Below are 16,104 nucleotides of genomic sequence, written 5' to 3'. Positions count from 1 at the left end.
CGGTCCCAACTGCGCTCGACCCGCGCGCCTCAGCTCAGCGCCGTCACCTTGTCCCGCATGACTTGCGCAATATCCAGCGCGCTGCTGTTGACATCGCCCGGCCCTTGAGAGAGCGGGCCGAAGGTGTTGATGTAGTCAACCTCGACTTCGATGAGGCAATTGTCCCGGACACCAAGGGCCCGCCCCGCCGGTATGGACTCGGCGAGCGGACTGGCGAGGTTGAACCCCATCGAAACGGTAGCCGCCGAAACCGAACTGGCGACCTGTACGTCGCTGATTTTCACCTCGAGCCCGAACGACCCGCCCGAAGGGTTCAACACCTTGCCGTCGCACGCTCGCCACTCTTGCGAGAGTTTCTCGAAGAGGGCGTTGGCGTCGGCAGCCTTGGCCAGGCTGACCACACCCTCTTGTACCCTGGTGACCGGCGCGGACTTGGCCGCGGGCCGCCACGTCTCAAGCGCGACACCTTTGACGTCGCTGGACCGGTAAGCACCGTCCTGCAGCATCACGGCGACGCCCATGCAATTGCCGGGCCAAGCCGATCCGTTGCCGCGCAGACTCTCGGGACCGCCGACGAGCGGCGGAGACTCCGGATCAAGGGTCAGCGGCTGTTTGACAATTCGCGACAGCGCACTCCTGCCGAGCAGCACCCGCTGGATGGTCTGGCCGCCGACGGATCGCGGCGTCGAGGCCGGTGCGCGCTGCGCTACGCCTCCGACCGTCGCCGAGCAGCCGGCGACCAACATCGCAACCCCGAGTAAAGCTACGAGTAACCAACGGCTTCTCATCTGTCCACGGACACTTCTCGCTTGGCTCAACTTGTTTCCCAGGATATTACGTTCGCCGGTGCAGGAACGGCCGAAAGCCGCACCGAAAGCACAGGTCAAGCACAGGCCAACCGCAGCGAAACCCCAGCTTGTGTCCGACCCGGGGTCGCCTCAGCTCAGCGCGCTGACTTCGTCCATCATCGCGTGCGCGATGTCGACGGCGCTGCGGTGCACATCGCCGGTCCCCTCGTCCCCCGGATTTGTCGCGCCGAAGAACGCGACATCGACCTCGACGAGGCAGTTCCCCCGCACGCCGAGCGCGCGCGCTTCGGGGCGCGGTCCGCTGGACGGTAGGCCGGGCAGCTGGGTGTCGATCGAAAGGGTCGCAGCCACAACCGAATCCGTGACGCGCACGTCGGAGATGGCGTCGGAGAAGACGATCGCAGGACGGTCGGTGATGATGCTGGGACGCCCGATGGTCACGGTCGTGCCGTCGCAGTCGCGCCATTGCTGGGTGAATTGCTGGAACAGCGCGGCGGCCCCGCCGGGTCCGGAAAGGGCGACCACGCCCTCGGCCACGCTGATCACTTTCGCCGGCCCGCGCACGTTCCACCACGTCGCCCGCGCCGCATTTTTGACGTCGGCGGATCGGTAGGCGTTCTTCACCATCATTGACGTGACGCCGACGCAGTTGGCCGGCGAGACCGCGCCGAAGGCCGGAGGCAACACCTCGGGGCCGCCGAACCGCGCCGGAAGTTCGGCCTTGGCTCCGAAGGACTGGCCGAGCAGCTTCGACAGCTCAGCGTCGTCGAGGAGCACCTTCTTGACCGCCTGCCCGGTGACCGGGTGGGGCTTCAAACCCGGCGCGGGCCGCGCGGTCCCGGCGACGGTGCAGCCGGTGGCCAAAGCGGCGGCCAGCAGGCCGATACCGACCACAGCACCGGCCCGCATCGGCATCACGGCTACTTCTTGCCCTTGTCACTCGCGGCGTCGGTGGACAGCGCCGCGACGAAGGCCTCCTGCGGCACGTCGACCCGCCCGATGGTCTTCATCCGCTTCTTGCCCTCCTTCTGCTTCTCCAGCAGTTTGCGCTTGCGGGTGATGTCCCCGCCGTAGCACTTGGACAGCACGTCCTTGCGGATCGCCCGAATGTTCTCGCGGGCAATGATTTTCGATCCGATGGCGGCCTGCACCGGCACCTCGAACTGCTGGCGCGGGATCAGCTCTTTGAGCTTGGTGGTCATCTTGTTGCCGTACGCCGATGCCCCGTCTTTGTGGACGATCGCGCTGAACGCGTCGACGGCCTCGCCCTGGAGCAGGATGTCGACCTTGACCAGTTGGGCCTCCTGCTCGCCGGCCTCCTCGTAGTCGAGGCTGGCGTAGCCGCGGGTCCGCGACTTCAACGAATCGAAGAAGTCGAAGATGATCTCGCCGAGCGGCATGGTGTAGCGCAGTTCGACCCGCTCGGGTGACAGGTAGTCCATGCCACCCAGCTCGCCACGGCGCGACTGGCAGAGCTCCATGATGGTGCCGATGAACTCGCTGGGCGCGATGATGGTGGTCTTGACGACGGGCTCGTAAACCGTGCGGACCTTGCCCTCGGGCCAGTCGGACGGGTTGGTCACGATGATCTCTGTGTCGTCTTCCTTGATGACGCGGTAGACGACATTGGGTGACGTCGAGATCAGGTCCAGATCGAACTCGCGTTCCAGGCGTTCGCGGGTGATCTCCATGTGCAGCAGGCCCAGGAAGCCGCACCGGAATCCGAAGCCCAGCGCCACCGACGTTTCCGGCTCGTAGGTCAGGGCCGCGTCGTTGAGCTGCAGCTTGTCCAGGGCATCGCGCAGGTCCGGGTAGTCGGAGCCGTCCACGGGATACAGGCCCGAGTAGACCATCGGCTTGGGTTCGCGATAACCCGTCAGCGCCTCGGTGGCGCCGTGCCGGGCGGTCGTCACCGTGTCGCCGACCTTGGACTGGCGGACGTCCTTCACGCCGGTGATCAGGTAACCCACCTCACCCACTCCCAGCCCCTCGCTGGGCTTCGGTTCGGGCGAGACGATGCCCACCTCGAGCAGCTCGTGGGTGGCGCCGGTGGACATCATCTTGATCCGCTCACGCGGGACGATCTTGCCGTCCATCACCCGGACGTAGGTCACCACGCCGCGGTAGATGTCGTAGACGGAGTCGAAGATCATCGCGCGGGTGGGCGCGTCGGCGTCGCCCTGCGGCGGGGGCACCTCGCGCACCACATGGTCGAGCAGGTCGGCGACGCCCTCCCCGGTTTTACCGGACACCCGCAGCACGTCGCCGGGTTCGCAGCCGACGATGTGGGCGAGTTCGGCGGCGTAGCGCTCGGGGTCGGCCGCGGGCAGGTCGATCTTGTTGAGCACCGGGATGATGTGCAGGTCGCGGTCCAGCGCCAGGTACAGGTTGGCCAGCGTCTGCGCCTCGATGCCCTGGGCGGCGTCGACCAGCAGCACCGCGCCCTCACAAGCCTCCAGCGCACGGGACACCTCGTAGGTGAAGTCGACGTGGCCCGGGGTGTCGATCAGGTGCAGGACGAATTCTTCTCCGGCGTGCTCGCCGCCGGATACTTTCCACGGCAGCCGCACGTTCTGCGCCTTGATGGTGATCCCGCGCTCCCGCTCGATGTCCATCCGGTCCAGGTATTGGGCGCGCATCGACCGCTCATCGACGACGCCGGTGAGCTGAAGCATCCGGTCCGCCAGCGTGGACTTGCCGTGATCGATGTGGGCGATGATGCAGAAGTTCCGAATCTGCGCCGGCGCGGTGAAGGTCTTGTCGGCGAAACTGCTGATGGGAATCTCCTGGTCTGGACACGCGTGCGGCCGCTCGAACAGCGGCTCATGGGTAGGTCCAGGGTATCCAGGGCCGGCCGCCGAGACCTACTTGGACACAATCGCGGCGCGCGCCGCGCGTCTATGCTGCGAATATGGCGTCTGCCCGCAAATCCCAGTGGAAGACGTTCCAGCGGTTAGCGGAAAACCTGGTGTTCGACCGGGCCCCGCGGTTGGCCCGGCACGTGCAGAACTCGCAGTCCGTGCTGCGGGAACTGCAGCAGGCCGTCAAGATCACCGCGAACGTCATCGCGGCCGCCACGCCGCAACAGCCCACGATCGCCGCGGGCCGCCCGGTGACCAGCACGAGCTTCCCCACCGCGCAGCGCGCGCGCAAGCTCGTTTACGCCCCCGACCTCGACGGCCGGGCCGATCCGGGCGAGATCGTGTGGACCTGGGTGGTTTACGAGGACGACCCCACCCGCGGCAAGGACCGCCCCGTGCTGGTGGTCGGTCGCGACAGCCGCGTCCTGCTCGGACTGATGGTGTCCAGCCAGGAGCGCCACGCCGAAGACCGCGACTGGGTCGGGATCGGTTCCGGCGCGTGGGATTACGAGGGCAGACAGAGCTGGGTCCGGTTGGACCGCGTGCTCGACGTGCCCGAGGAGAGCATCCGCCGCGAGGGCGCGATCCTGGACCGTGAGCTCTTCGACCTGGTGGCCGAGCGGTTGCGGGCGGATTACTCCTGGAGCTGAGCGCGCGCCCGGCGTCAGCCCTGGGTGATGTAGGAATGCAGCTGCTGCTGCTCGGCCTCGAGTTCTTCCATGCGGGTCTTCACGACGTCGCCGATGCTGACGATGCCGATCAGCTTCTTGCCGTCGAGCACCGGCACATGGCGCACCCGGTTCTTGGTCATCAGCACGCTCAGGGAGTCGACCGTGTCGGCTTTCGTGCAGGTGGCGACCGTGGCGGTCATGATCTTGGAGACCGGCCGCGACAGCACGCTGGCGCCGTGGGTGTGCAGCTGGCGCACCACGTCGCGCTCGGAGACGATGCCGACGACGCCCTCGTCGCCGACCACCACCATGGCCCCGATGTTCTGCTCGGCGAGGCCGGCGAGCAGCTCTTTGACCGTCGCATCGGGGTTGATGGTGACCACCGCCGCGCCCTTGTTCCGCAAGACGTCTGCAATCCGCATCAAGGCCTCCAGCCGATCGTGATCCGCTTCACATCAGGCTACGGCGAACTTGCGCGGCGCAAAAGCCGCGACGAGAACCGGTAGCCGATCCGTGTCCATACCCTGACGTCCTCGTTCGAAACCAAGCGGCGACACGCGGACCGGGATCGGCCGATCGGGCCACCGCCGGGGGCCGGGCCTTGCAAGATAGGGGCCATGATCGAGATCACGCTGCTGGGGACCGGAAGCCCGATCCCCGACCCCAACCGGGCCGGGCCATCGACGCTGGTGCGCGCCGGCGGTCAGGTGTTCCTGGTGGACTGCGGGCGTGGCGTGCTGCAGCGCGCGGCGGCGGTGGGAGTGGGCGCCGCCGGGTTGTCGGCGCTGCTGATCACCCATTTCCACAGCGACCACATCGGGGACCTGGGCGACCTGCTCATCACCCGGTGGATCAGCACCTTCGCACCCGACCCCGCACCACTGCCGATCATCGGACCGCCCGGGACCGCGGAGACGGTGGAGGCGACGCTGCACGCGTTCCGCCACGACATCGAGTACCGGATCGCCCACCACGCCGACCTGAACGCCCCACCGGCGGTCGAGGTCCACGAATGCACCGAGGGAACGGTGTGGGACCGCGACGGGGTGTCGATCCGGGTGGCCCCCACCGATCACCGGCCGGTGGCGCCGACCGTCGGGTTCCGAGTCGACTACGGGACGGCTTCGGTGGTGCTGGCCGGGGACACCGTGCCGTGCGCCGGTCTCGACCAGCTGGCGGCGGGCGCCGGCGCGTTGGTGCACACCGTGATCCGCAAGGACATCGTCGGCAACATCCCGCAACAGCGGCTGCAGGACATCTGCGACTACCACTCGTCGGTTGAGGAAGCGGCGGCCACGGCGGCCCGCGCGGGGGTCGGCACCCTCGTGATGACCCACTACGTGCCGGCGCTGGTGCCGGGCCAAGAAGAACAGTGGCGGGCGCTGGCCGCTTCGGAGTTCAGCGGGCGGATCGAGCTGGGCGACGATCTGCATCGCGTCGAAATCGACGGCCCCTGAGAATCATCCGGGACGTCGACGCGCGATGGCTAGGTCTAAAACTACGCCAGCCGGGTGACCTCCACGACGACGTCGAGATCGGTCGCCCCCTGACCGGAGTAGATGCCTTTGAGCGGAGGCACGTCGGTGTAGTCGCGACCGGCTCCCACGCTGACGTATTGCTCGGAGATCTCGGTTTCGTTGGTCGCGTCATAGCTCCACCAGCCGCCCGTCCACGCCTGGATCCAGGCGTGGCTGCGCCCGTCCACGGTGTCACCGATGACCGCGTTGCGCTTGGGATGCAGGTAACCCGACACATAGCGCGCGGGAATCCCCATGGCCCGCAACACCATCAGCGACAGGTGCACGAAGTCCTGGCAGACGCCCTTGCCCTCGTTCAGCGCGTCCAGCCCCGACGAGCGCACGCTGGTGGTTCCCGGGAGATAGTCCAGCTCGCCGCGCACCCAGTGGGCCACGGCGGCCACGGCCTCGACGGGCCGGTGGGACTTGGCGATCTTCTTCGCCACGGACCCGACCTTCTTGCTCGCCGGGGTGTGCGCGGTGGGGCGGAGCAATTCGTCGAACCGATCGATCACCGCCTCCGAACGCAGGTCGCTCCAGTCGACGTCGGTCACCGGCGATTCGGGTCCCTCGGTTTCGACCACCGAGGACGACGTCACCGTGAGGTCGGAGTGCGGCGCGTGCAGATCGAAAGCCGTTACGGCCGTACCCCAATAGTCGACGTAGCGGTATGAGCGGGTCGCGGGGATGGTTTCGACGCGATTGAGGATGACATTCTGCCTGGAGTTCGACCGCGGGGTCAGCCGCGCTTCGTTGTAGGAGGCGGTGACCGGCGACTGGTAGGCGTAACCGGTGGTGTGCACCACCCGCAGCCGCCACATCAGTTGTCCCCCGGCCGGCCGACCAGCCGGGCCCGATCACCGGCGTCCGACCACGCCACCCATGGCGTGACGTGAAAGTACTGGACCGACAACGCTTCTCCCACCTCGCGACATGTTCGCTGCAGCCCGGCCAGGCGGAACTCCAAGGACTCCAGCAGCACCCCGGGCTGCACGAACTCCAGTTCGCTGCGGGCCTGCCCGAGCAACCGCTGCGCCTCCCCGGTGGCGCCGACCCGGCTCTGCCGGTTATGCAGCAGTTCGTCGAGGTTGTGTTCGGCCAGCCGCAGCGAATAGAACACGGAACGCGGGAAAAGCCGGTCCAGCATCATGAACTCGACGACCCGGCCGGCATCCAGTACGCCGCGGTAGGTGCGCAGATAGGTGTCGTGCGCGCCCGCGGAGCGCAACAGCGTCACCCATGCCGGTGACGACGCGCTGTCGCCCACCCGGGACAGCAACAACCGCACCGTCATGTCGACCCGCTCGATCGCGCGGCCCAGCACCATGAAGCGATACCCATCGTCGCGGGACAGCGTCGAGTCGGCCAGCCCGGCGAACATGGCCGCCCGGCCCTCGATGTACGACAGGAACTCGTGCGGCCCAAGGCGTTTGGCGGCCCGCTCGCGTTCGGGCAGGGCGTGGTAGGTGGTGTTCAGGCACTCCCAGATCTCGCTGGACGTCACCTCCCGGGCCGACTTGGCGTTTTCCCGCGCCGCCGTGACGGCGTCGACGATCGACGAACCCCCGGAAGCGTTGGTGCTGAAGGCCACCAGGTCGGTCAACGACCACACGTCGAGGTCGTGGGCGGGGGGATCGATGCCGAGCACCCGCAGCAGCAGGCGGGACGCCTGGTCGGGGTCGACGCTGGAATCCTCGAGCAACTGGTGCAGGACCACGTCGAGAATGCGCGCCGTGTCGTCGGCGCGCTCGACATAGCGCCCGATCCAGAACAACGCCTCGGCGTTACGGGCCAGCATCAGCGCTTCCCCCGGCGTTGCTGCTGCTGCAGCTGCTGTTCCTGGGGCGACTCGGTGGGCTGCGATTGGGTTTGCGACAACCGTTGCCCACCGTCGAGCGCCGGGTCGGGAATGGATTCCGGCAGCGAGCGCAAAACTTCGGCCGCGCCGAGCTCCCGGTCGCTGTCCGACCCGCGCGATGCCAGCACCCAGGTGTCCTTCGAGCCACCGCCCTGACTGGAGTTGACCACCCGCGAGCCCTCCACCAGGGCCACCCGGGTCAGCCCGCCGGGCAGCACCCACACCTCCTCGCCGTCGTTCACCGCGAACGGCCGCAGGTCGACGTACCGCGGCGCCAGGGTGTTCCCGATCTGCGTCGGCACGGTCGAGAGCTCCATCATCGGCTGGGCAATCCAGCTGCGCGGATCCTCGTGGATCTTCTTGGCCATGGTGGCCAACTCTTTGTCGGATGCTTCGGGCCCGAACACGATGCCGTAGCCGCCGGACCCCTCGACCGGCTTGAGCACCAATTCGTCGATCCGGTCCAGCACCTCTTCGCGTTCGTCGTCGAGCCAGCACCGATACGTCTCGACGTTGGCCAGCAGCGGCTTCTCCCCCAGGTAGTACTCGATCATCGTCGGCACATAGGTGTAGACGAGCTTGTCGTCGCCCACACCGTTGCCGATCGCGCTGGAGATGACCACATTCCCGGCCCGTGCGGCGTTGACCAGGCCGGCCACCCCCAGCACCGAGTCGGCGCGGAACTGCAGCGGGTCCAAAAAGGCGTCATCGATACGCCGGTAGATGACGTCGACCTGCACCTCGCCGTCCGTGGTGCGCATGTAGACCTGGTTGTCCCGGCAGAACAGGTCGCGGCCTTCGACCAGCTCGACACCCATCTGGCGGGCGAGCAGCGAGTGCTCGAAGTACGCGGAGTTGTACACCCCGGGGGTCAGCACCACCACCGTCGGGTCGGCCTCGTTGGTGGCCGCGGAATTGCGCAGGGCACGCAGCAGGTGCGACGCGTAGTCGTCGACCGCACGCACCCGGTGCGTCGCGAACAGGTTCGGGAAGACCCGCGCCATGGTCCGCCGGTTCTCCATGACGTACGACACACCTGACGGCGAGCGCAGGTTGTCCTCGAGGACGCGAAAGTTGCCCTTCTCGTCACGGATCAGGTCGATGCCGGCGACGTGGATGCGGACGCCGTTGGGCGGGACGATGCCCATCGCCTGGCGGTGGAAATGCTCGCACGACGTGATCAGCCGGCGCGGGATGATGTCGTCGTTCAGGATCTCCTGATCGCCGTAGATGTCGTCGAGATACATCTCGAGCGCCTTGACGCGCTGGATGATGCCGCGCTCCAACCGGCTCCACTCCGCGGCGGAGATCACCCGCGGGACCAGGTCGAGCGGGAAAGGCCGCTCCTGGCCCGACAGCGAGAAGGTGATGCCCTGGTCGAGGAAGGCGCGGCCCAGGGCTTCGGCGCGCGCCTTGAGCTCCGAGGCGTCCGACGGCGCGAGCTCGGCGTAGATGCCTTTGTAGGGGCCCCGGACGGCGCCGTGCGCGTCGAACATTTCGTCGAAGGCCATCGAATAGACGTCCGACGACGAGTTGTACCCGCCGAAGATGCGCTCGGCGCGCGCAGCACGCAACCCCCGCCTGTTTTCCTCAAGCTGGCTCGGAAGACTCACTTTTCAGATGCTGCCTCAAATTGGCGTTATGGCAGGCCACGGGTTCCCGTTTTGGGAGAAAACGTAACCGACTGATAACCTGGGCAGTCGCTGTGGTGATTTCCGGCGCCCCAACAATCGTCGAAGCGGAGTAAGGAACTAAGAAGCGTGGCCAACATCAAGTCGCAGCAGAAGCGCAACCGCACCAACGAGCGCGCTCGCCTGCGCAACAAGTCGGTGAAGTCTTCGCTTCGCACCGCCGTTCGTGCGTTCCGCGAGGCCACTCACGCCGGCGACAAGGAGAAGGCCACCGAGTTGCTGGCGGCGACCACCCGCAAGCTGGACAAGGCCGCCAGCAAGGGCGTGATCCACAAGAATCAGGCGGCCAACAAGAAGTCGGCCCTGGCGCGAGCGCTCAACAAGCTCTGAGCCCGGCCCGCGCTCACCGGCCCCGGTGGGCGGCCAGCTCGGCCACCTTCCGTACCGCCGACTCCAACGCGTAGTCGGCGTCTGCCACCGCCCCTTTGACATTGGCGTTGAGCGTCGCCACCACCTTCATCGCCGCCGCCACGCTGTCGCGCGACCAATACCGCGCCTGCTTCTGGGCCTTCTGCACCCGCCACGGCGGCATCCCCAGCTGGGAGGCCAGCCGATAGGGATCGCCCGACAGCGGCCCGACCCGGCCGATCGTGTGGACCGCTTCGGCGAGCGCGTCGGCCAGCACCACCAGCGGCTCGCCCCGCATCATCGCCCACCGCAGCGCCTCGGCGGCGCCCGCGACGTCGCCGGCCACCGCCTTGTCGGCGATGTCGAACCCCTTCACCTCGGCTTTGCCGCTGTGGTAGCGGCGGACGGCGGCGACGTCGACGACCCCGCCGGTGTCGGCGACCAGCTGCGAACAGGCGGCCGCCAGCTCCCGCACGTCGGAGCCGACCGCGTCCAGCATCGCGGCCACGGTGTCCTCGTCGACCTTGACCCGCAGCGCACGAAACTCCTTGCGCACGAAATCTACCCGCTCGCTGGCCTTGGTGATCCGCGCGCACGGATGCACGACCGCGCCCAGTGATTGCAGCTCGGTGGCCAGCGCCTTGGCGCGCCCGCCGCCGGAATGCACGACCACCAGCATCGTGCCCAACGGCACGTCCGCGGCGGCGGAGGCGATCACCGCGGCCGCTTCCTTGCCCGCTTCGCCGGCGGCCTCCAGCACGACGATGCGCTCGTCGCCGAACAGCGATGGGCTCAGCAGTTCGGCGAGCTCGTAGGTGCTGACGTCGCCCGCCCGCATTCGGCTGACCGGAACGTCGGCCTCGTTTTGCGGGCCGGCCCGCCGGCGCGCCGCGCGCAACACGTCGGCCACCGCCCGCTCGACCAGCAACTCCTCGTCACCCAGGACCAGGTGCAACGGCGAATCCTCGCTCACCCCACGATGGTGTCACGACGGACCGACTACGCCGCCCGGGGATCCAGGGCCGCGGACAACCACCAGGCCAGCGCGCACAGCACAACCGTCACTGCGGCCAGGCCGACCGCGGCGCCGAACCGGCGGCGCCCGCGCAGCCGGGTGACCACGACGACGATCAGCGCGGTCGCGCCCGCGACCAGCAGCACTCCGGGCACCCCGGCGGGGACGGGCACCGTCGCCGCGGGCGCGCCGGCCGACCAGTGCGCCACCCGCACCACCCACCACAGTTCGGGGCCGGTGAAACGGATCAGCAGCTGGGCGCCGGCCGGCCACGGCACGCTCAACACCGCCGCCGCGCTGCCCAGCACGGTGATCGGCGCTATCACCGGGGCTGCCGCGAGGTTGGCGCCCACCGCCACCAGGCTGACGCGCCCGGAGATGCCGGCCACCAGCGGAGCGGTCACCACGTGCGCGGTCGCGGCGACCGCCAGGGCGTCGGCGAGCGGCCTGGGGCAGCCCCGGCTCACCAGGCGCCGCGACCAGACCGGGGCGATGACGACCAGCGCGGCCGTCGCGGCCACGGACAGCGCGAAGCCCACGTCGACGGCGAGCTGCGGGGCTATCGCCAGCAGTCCCAGCACCGTGGCGCTGACCGCGGGGATGGCTTGGCGCCGCCGCGAGAACAGCATCCCGGCCAGCGCGATCGCGCCCATCACGGCCGCGCGCAACACGCTCGCCGTCGGCTGCACGAGGACGACGAACGCGACGAGCGTCAGCCCGGCGAGGACGACGGCCGGTCGCGGGCCGATCAACCGCGCCGAGAACAGGACGGCCGCACACACGATCGTCACGTTGGCGCCCGACACCGCCATCAGATGCGTCATGCCCGCCGCGCGGAAGTCGCGGTCGGTCTCGGGGGTGACCGCCGAGGTGTCCCCCAGGACCAGGGCGGGCAGCATCGCCGCCTGCTCGACCGACAGCGTGCCCCGAACGGCGGCGGCGAACCGGCCGCGCACCGTGTGGGCGGCCCGCTGCACGGCGCCGGCGGTGCCCAGGGCCGGCCGGCCCGACGCGTTGAGCACCGCGACGGTGAGGTCGCGGCGGGTGGGCCGGCCGACCCGCGCGGTGAATCGCAGCGGCCGGCCCACCATCAGTCCGTCGGCGTCCGATTCCATGTCCGACGCGCGGCCGAAGACGACGACGCGACCGGACAGCGGAGCGTCGCGCAGCCGCTGCAGCGTGGCGCGAAACATGAGCCGGCCGCGGCTCAACGCCACCGGGCTCTCGGTGGGGGTGACCGTCACCGGGGCGGCGGTCCCGAATGCCGCCGTGATCGGGTGGCGATCGACCGCTTCGGCGCGCAGTGCGACCGCGAACCCGAAACCCGCGCCCACGACCCCGACCGCGGCCAGGCCGGTGCTGACGGCTCGCAGCCGCCCGGTGGCTCCCCGCCCACTGCGCGCGGCGTGCCACGCCAGCGCGCCGGAGGCGGCGGCCAACACGACGCAGCAGGCGGCCACCGCCCGCCCGATCGGCCACCAGATGCCGGCGGCGGTCACCACCCAGCAGGTGACCGCGGCCGGCACCAGGCGGGCGTCGACGCGCGGCGCGCCCGGTTCGACGAGGGCTGAACCGTGCACGGGCGTCAGACACGGACCAGTGCGCGCAACTTCTCCAGCCGCGCCGGACCGATGCCGTCGACGTCGGCCAGCTGATCGACGCTGGTGAACTTGCCGTTCGCCTGTCGCCAGGCGACGATCGCGGCGGCCGTGACCGGCCCGACGCCCGGCAGGCCGTCCAAGTCCTCCACGCTGGCGGTGTTGAGGTCGAGCACCTCGCCCGCCTTCGGCTTCACCGGTCCGGCCCCCGCCCGCGGCGGCTTCGACGTCGCGGTGGGGCCCGACGCCACCGAGCTGCCCAACGCCGCCGGCTGCCCGGGGACGGGGGCGAGCCCGACGACGAGCTGCTCCCCGTCGCCGAGCGGGCGCGCCATGTTCAGTCCGATGGTGTCCGCCCCGCTGACGGCGCCGCCCGCGGCCTGCAGCGCGTCCGCGACTCGCGCCCCGGGCGCCAGGGTCACCAGTCCGGGGCTGTGCACCAGGCCCACCACGCTGACCACCACGGGCCGCTCGGGGCCGGCGCCGGGGCTGGCCGACGATCTGGGGCTCGTCGTCGACGCCTTCTCGACCGGCGGCAGTTTGGCCGACATCACCGGCGCCGGCCGATCCCTCAGCAGCGTGAACACCGTGACGAGCACGGCCAGCGCGGCCACGATCGCCAGCCCGATCGCCCCGGCGCGCCCCGGGTCGGCGCGCAGGGTGGCCAGCCAGCCGCGCTCCGGGGACGCGGCGGGCAGCCATCGCGGCAGCAGCGAATTCTGGTCCTCGTCGGCCGCCGGCCCGGCTGCCGCCGGCTCCGCGGCGTCGGGCTCTGCGTCCGGTTCGGCGCCGAGTCGGCGCTGCAAGCGCTCGGCGGGAAGTTCTGTTCGCATGCGCCGACCGTAGGCGCGCCGACCGCCGACCCGGCCCCGACCGGCGCCTGCCCGGCCGGCGTCTGTGGACTAAACCGAGGCTGTGCACAACCGCTGTGAGGCATGGGTCAATATGGAACCGAGAACGCATCGCCAGAACCGGGCCCCTCCGACGCTGGTGGCCACGTTCACCCCCAGATGACAGGAGGCCGCCGTGCAACTGGCGCTCACACCGGAGGAAGCCGCGTTCCGCGACGAACTCCACACGATCTACACCACCAAGATCCCGGAAGAGCTGCGCGAGCGGGTGCGCCGGGGCTCGGCGGAAGTGAACCATGAGGACATCGTCACCAGCCACAAGATCCTGCACGAGCACGGCCTGGCGGTGCCGAACTGGCCGGTCGAGTGGGGCGGCAAGGACTGGACGGCCACCCAACACCAGATCTGGGCCGACGAAATGCAGCTGGCGTGCGTCCCGGAGCCGCTGAACTTCAACACCAAGATGGTGGGTCCGGTGATCGCCGAATTCGGTTCGGAGGAGGTCAAACAACGCTTCCTGCCGCCGACCGCGAGCCTCGACATCTGGTGGTGCCAGGGGTTTTCCGAGCCCGAGGCCGGCTCGGACCTGGCGTCGCTGCGCACCACCGCGGTCCGGGACGGCGACAGCTACGTCGTCAACGGCCAGAAGACCTGGACCACGCTCGGCCAGTACGCGGACTGGATCTTCTGCCTGGTGCGCACCGACCCGCAGGCGCCCAAGCGTCAGGCCGGCATCTCGTTCCTGCTGTTCGACATGAAGAGCCCGGGGATCACCCTGCGGCCCATCAAGACGATCGACGGCGGCCACGAGGTCAACGAGATCTTTTTCGAAGACGTCCGCGTACCCGCGAATCAGCTTGTGGGGGAAGAGAACAAGGGCTGGACGTACGCGAAATTCCTGCTGGGCAACGAACGGACCGGCATCGCCGGCGTCGGGCGGACCAAGGTGCGCCTGGCCGAGGTGAAGAAGCACGCCGCCGAGGTCGGCCTGCTCAAGGACCCGCTGTTCGCGGCCCGGCTTGCCGAGGCCGAAAACGAGTTGCTGGCATTGGAACTCACGCAGTCGCGGGTGGTCACGGACTCGGCGAACGGACAGCCCAATCCGGCATCGTCCGTGCTCAAACTCCGCGGCAGCCAACTGCAGCAGGTGGCCACCGAGCTGCTGGTCGAGGTGGCCGGTCCCGACGCGTTGCCCGCCGACGGGGAGGACATCGCGTCTCCGGACTGGGCGCAACACAGTGCGCCGCACTACCTCAACTACCGCAAGACGTCGATCTATGGCGGCAGCAACGAGGTGCAGCGCAACATCATCGCGTCCACCATTCTGGGATTGTGAGGCAGCCATGGACTTTCAGTTGACCGACGAGCAGACACTGCTCCGCGACACGACCCGCGACCTGCTGTCGCGCAGCTACGACCCGGAGAGCCGCAACAAGGTCATCGGCTCGGACCTGGGCTGGAGCCGCGAGGTATGGAGCCAGCTCGCCGACACCGGGATCCTGGGCCTCGGCTTCGACCCGGAGGAGGCGGGCCAGATCGAGATCATGGTCGTGCTCGCCGAGGCGGGCCGCCGGCTGGCCCCGGAACCGATCCTGCACGCCGCGCTCGCGCCGGGCGCGCTGATCGCCGAGCTGGGCACCGACGCGCAGAAGGAACAGCTCGACGACGTCGCGGCCGGCCAACGGCTGCTGGCCTTCGCCCACCTGGAACCGGGGCACCGCACACCGACCGCGGACGCGAGCACCAAGGCCGCGCGGCAAGGCGATTCATGGGCATTGAGCGGGCGCAAGAACCCGGTGCTCGCCGGGGACTGCGCCGACACGCTGGTGGTCAGCGCCGCCCTGCCGGACGGCGGGACGGGCCTGTTCCTGGTGGACGCGAACACGGTCACGCGTCACCCCTACCGGACCTTCGATGGACAGCGCGGCGCGCAGATCGACCTGGACGCCACGCCCGCCGAGCCCCTGGGCGAAGCGGCGGACGCGTCGCAGACCATCCGCGACGCCGTCATCCGCATCCAGGCGGCGCTGTGCGCCGAGGCGGTCGGGGCGATGGAGGAAGCGCTGCGGCTGACCACCGACTACCTCAAGACCCGCAAGCAGTTCGGCGTCACGCTCAACAAGTTCCAGGCACTCACCCAGCGGGCGGCCGACATGTACGTGTCGCTCGAACTGGCGCACAGCATGAGCTTGTACGCGTCGATGTCCATCGCGGACGGCAACCTCGATCCGGTGATCGCCTCGCGGGCCAAGCTGCAGATCGGCCGCTCGGGCCGGCACATCGCCCAGGAGTCGATCCAGCTGCACGGCGGCATCGGGGTGACGGCGGAATACCCGGTCGCCCACTACGCGGCCCGGCTCACCGCGATCGAGCACATGTTGGGCACCTCGGGCGACCACCTGCACAACCTGATCGACCACATCGGCGACTACGACCTGGCCCGTCTCTAGCGCATGGCCGGGCCCGCCGCGCTCTCGGAAAGGGTTGTCGAGTTCCTGTCAGCCGGCACCCGCACCGGCATGCTCGGTTACGTGGCCGCCGACGGCCGACCACTGGTCGCGCCGGTGTGGTTCGTCGTGGACGAGGGGGAGCTGGCGTTCAACACCGGCCGTGACACGTCGAAAGGCCGTGCCCTGCATCGCGATCCGCGAGTGGTGATGTGCGTCGACGATCCTCATCCGCCGTATTCGTTCGTTCAGGTACAGGGGGTGGCGACGGTGAGCGAGGACCCGGCCGAGGTGCTCGACATCGCCACCCGCACCGGCGCACGGTACATGGGCGCCGACCGCGCCGAGGAGTTCGGCCGCCGCAACTCCGTCCCCGGCGAACTGGTGGTGCGCCTGCGCCCGACCAAGGTCATCGCCGGATTCGATATCAGCGACTGA

15 protein-coding genes and 1 pseudogene are annotated in these 16,104 nt (G+C 69.2%); 6 read left to right on the top strand and 10 right to left on the bottom strand.

Annotated features, from left to right (window positions below; genetic code table 11):
* Window positions 1-29: 29 nt before the first annotated feature.
* From U8D42_RS05470 to lepA, 3 genes and pseudogenes are all read right to left on the bottom strand, one after another.
* The gene (locus U8D42_RS05470; protein WP_322858969.1) at window positions 30-746 is read right to left on the bottom strand and encodes a sensor domain-containing protein; all 717 of its coding nucleotides are present in this window, start codon (window positions 744-746) and stop codon (window positions 30-32) included.
* A 192-nt stretch (window positions 747-938) separates the two neighbouring features.
* Window positions 939-1,718, bottom strand: a complete 780-nt coding sequence (locus U8D42_RS05465; protein ID WP_322859465.1) for a sensor domain-containing protein — start codon at window positions 1,716-1,718, stop codon at window positions 939-941.
* A gap of 11 nt (window positions 1,719-1,729) precedes the next feature.
* Window positions 1,730-3,739 (bottom strand): annotated as a pseudogene (gene lepA, locus U8D42_RS05460) (translation elongation factor 4).
* Between lepA and U8D42_RS05455 the strand changes: the two are divergent.
* Complete coding sequence (locus U8D42_RS05455) at window positions 3,721-4,320, top strand: type II toxin-antitoxin system PemK/MazF family toxin (RefSeq protein WP_322858970.1); 600 nt, start codon at window positions 3,721-3,723, stop codon at window positions 4,318-4,320. The pseudogene lepA and the gene U8D42_RS05455 sit on opposite strands and share 19 nt — an antisense overlap.
* 14 nt (window positions 4,321-4,334) lie before the next feature.
* Here the strand turns inward: U8D42_RS05455 and U8D42_RS05450 are convergent, their stop codons facing one another.
* Window positions 4,335-4,763 (bottom strand): CBS domain-containing protein, encoded by a 429-nt coding sequence (locus U8D42_RS05450; protein ID WP_085240276.1) that lies wholly within the window; start codon window positions 4,761-4,763, stop codon window positions 4,335-4,337.
* Between the two features lie 195 nt (window positions 4,764-4,958).
* Here U8D42_RS05450 and U8D42_RS05445 point away from each other — a divergent pair, with 195 nt between their 5' ends.
* Entirely contained in the window at window positions 4,959-5,798 is an 840-nt protein-coding gene (locus U8D42_RS05445; RefSeq protein WP_090420687.1) for a ribonuclease Z, read from the top strand.
* Between the two features lie 41 nt (window positions 5,799-5,839).
* On the opposite strand, the gene U8D42_RS05440 is transcribed toward U8D42_RS05445, so the two are convergent.
* Genes U8D42_RS05440 through U8D42_RS05430 form a run of 3 tightly spaced genes read right to left on the bottom strand, consistent with a single transcriptional unit; the run spans window position 5,840 to window position 9,329 of the window.
* On the bottom strand, window positions 5,840-6,679 hold the full coding sequence (locus U8D42_RS05440) for a transglutaminase family protein (protein WP_085240274.1): 840 nt from the start codon (window positions 6,677-6,679) through the stop codon (window positions 5,840-5,842).
* On the bottom strand, window positions 6,679-7,656 hold the full coding sequence (locus U8D42_RS05435) for an alpha-E domain-containing protein (RefSeq protein ID WP_322858971.1): 978 nt from the start codon (window positions 7,654-7,656) through the stop codon (window positions 6,679-6,681). The genes U8D42_RS05440 and U8D42_RS05435 overlap by 1 nt, the downstream gene beginning before the upstream one ends.
* Window positions 7,656-9,329 (bottom strand): circularly permuted type 2 ATP-grasp protein, encoded by a 1,674-nt coding sequence (locus U8D42_RS05430; protein ID WP_322858972.1) that lies wholly within the window; start codon window positions 9,327-9,329, stop codon window positions 7,656-7,658. Before U8D42_RS05430 ends, U8D42_RS05435 begins: the two co-directional genes overlap by 1 nt.
* 147 nt (window positions 9,330-9,476) lie before the next feature.
* Here U8D42_RS05430 and rpsT point away from each other — a divergent pair, with 147 nt between their 5' ends.
* Entirely contained in the window at window positions 9,477-9,737 is a 261-nt protein-coding gene (rpsT, locus tag U8D42_RS05425; protein ID WP_067918734.1) for a 30S ribosomal protein S20, read from the top strand.
* Between the two features lie 13 nt (window positions 9,738-9,750).
* Here the strand turns inward: rpsT and holA are convergent, their stop codons facing one another.
* From holA to U8D42_RS05410, 3 genes are read right to left on the bottom strand one after another with little or no spacing between them, the layout of a single operon-like run.
* A complete protein-coding gene (gene holA, locus U8D42_RS05420) occupies window positions 9,751-10,710 on the bottom strand; it encodes a DNA polymerase III subunit delta (protein WP_322859466.1) in 960 nt (319 codons plus the stop codon).
* A gap of 44 nt (window positions 10,711-10,754) precedes the next feature.
* Complete coding sequence (locus U8D42_RS05415; protein ID WP_322858973.1) at window positions 10,755-12,350, bottom strand: ComEC/Rec2 family competence protein; 1,596 nt, start codon at window positions 12,348-12,350, stop codon at window positions 10,755-10,757.
* 5 nt (window positions 12,351-12,355) lie between these two features.
* The gene (locus U8D42_RS05410) at window positions 12,356-13,201 is read right to left on the bottom strand and encodes a ComEA family DNA-binding protein (RefSeq protein WP_322858974.1); all 846 of its coding nucleotides are present in this window, start codon (window positions 13,199-13,201) and stop codon (window positions 12,356-12,358) included.
* A 193-nt stretch (window positions 13,202-13,394) separates the two neighbouring features.
* Between U8D42_RS05410 and U8D42_RS05405 the strand changes: the two genes are divergently transcribed.
* The 3 genes from U8D42_RS05405 to U8D42_RS05395 are packed head-to-tail and all read left to right on the top strand — an operon-like array spanning window position 13,395 to window position 16,104.
* A complete protein-coding gene (locus U8D42_RS05405; protein ID WP_322858975.1) occupies window positions 13,395-14,555 on the top strand; it encodes an acyl-CoA dehydrogenase family protein in 1,161 nt (386 codons plus the stop codon).
* A 7-nt stretch (window positions 14,556-14,562) separates the two neighbouring features.
* Complete coding sequence (locus tag U8D42_RS05400) at window positions 14,563-15,669, top strand: acyl-CoA dehydrogenase family protein (protein ID WP_085240267.1); 1,107 nt, start codon at window positions 14,563-14,565, stop codon at window positions 15,667-15,669.
* A gap of 3 nt (window positions 15,670-15,672) precedes the next feature.
* Entirely contained in the window at window positions 15,673-16,104 is a 432-nt protein-coding gene (locus tag U8D42_RS05395; protein ID WP_322858976.1) for a PPOX class F420-dependent oxidoreductase, read from the top strand.

It is taken from the genome of Mycobacterium europaeum (assembly GCF_034555895.2).
Taxonomy (GTDB): domain Bacteria; phylum Actinomycetota; class Actinomycetes; order Mycobacteriales; family Mycobacteriaceae; genus Mycobacterium; species Mycobacterium europaeum.
The sequence above is the reverse complement of the archived record's forward strand: the minus strand, read 5'-3'. Positions and strand labels throughout refer to the sequence as shown.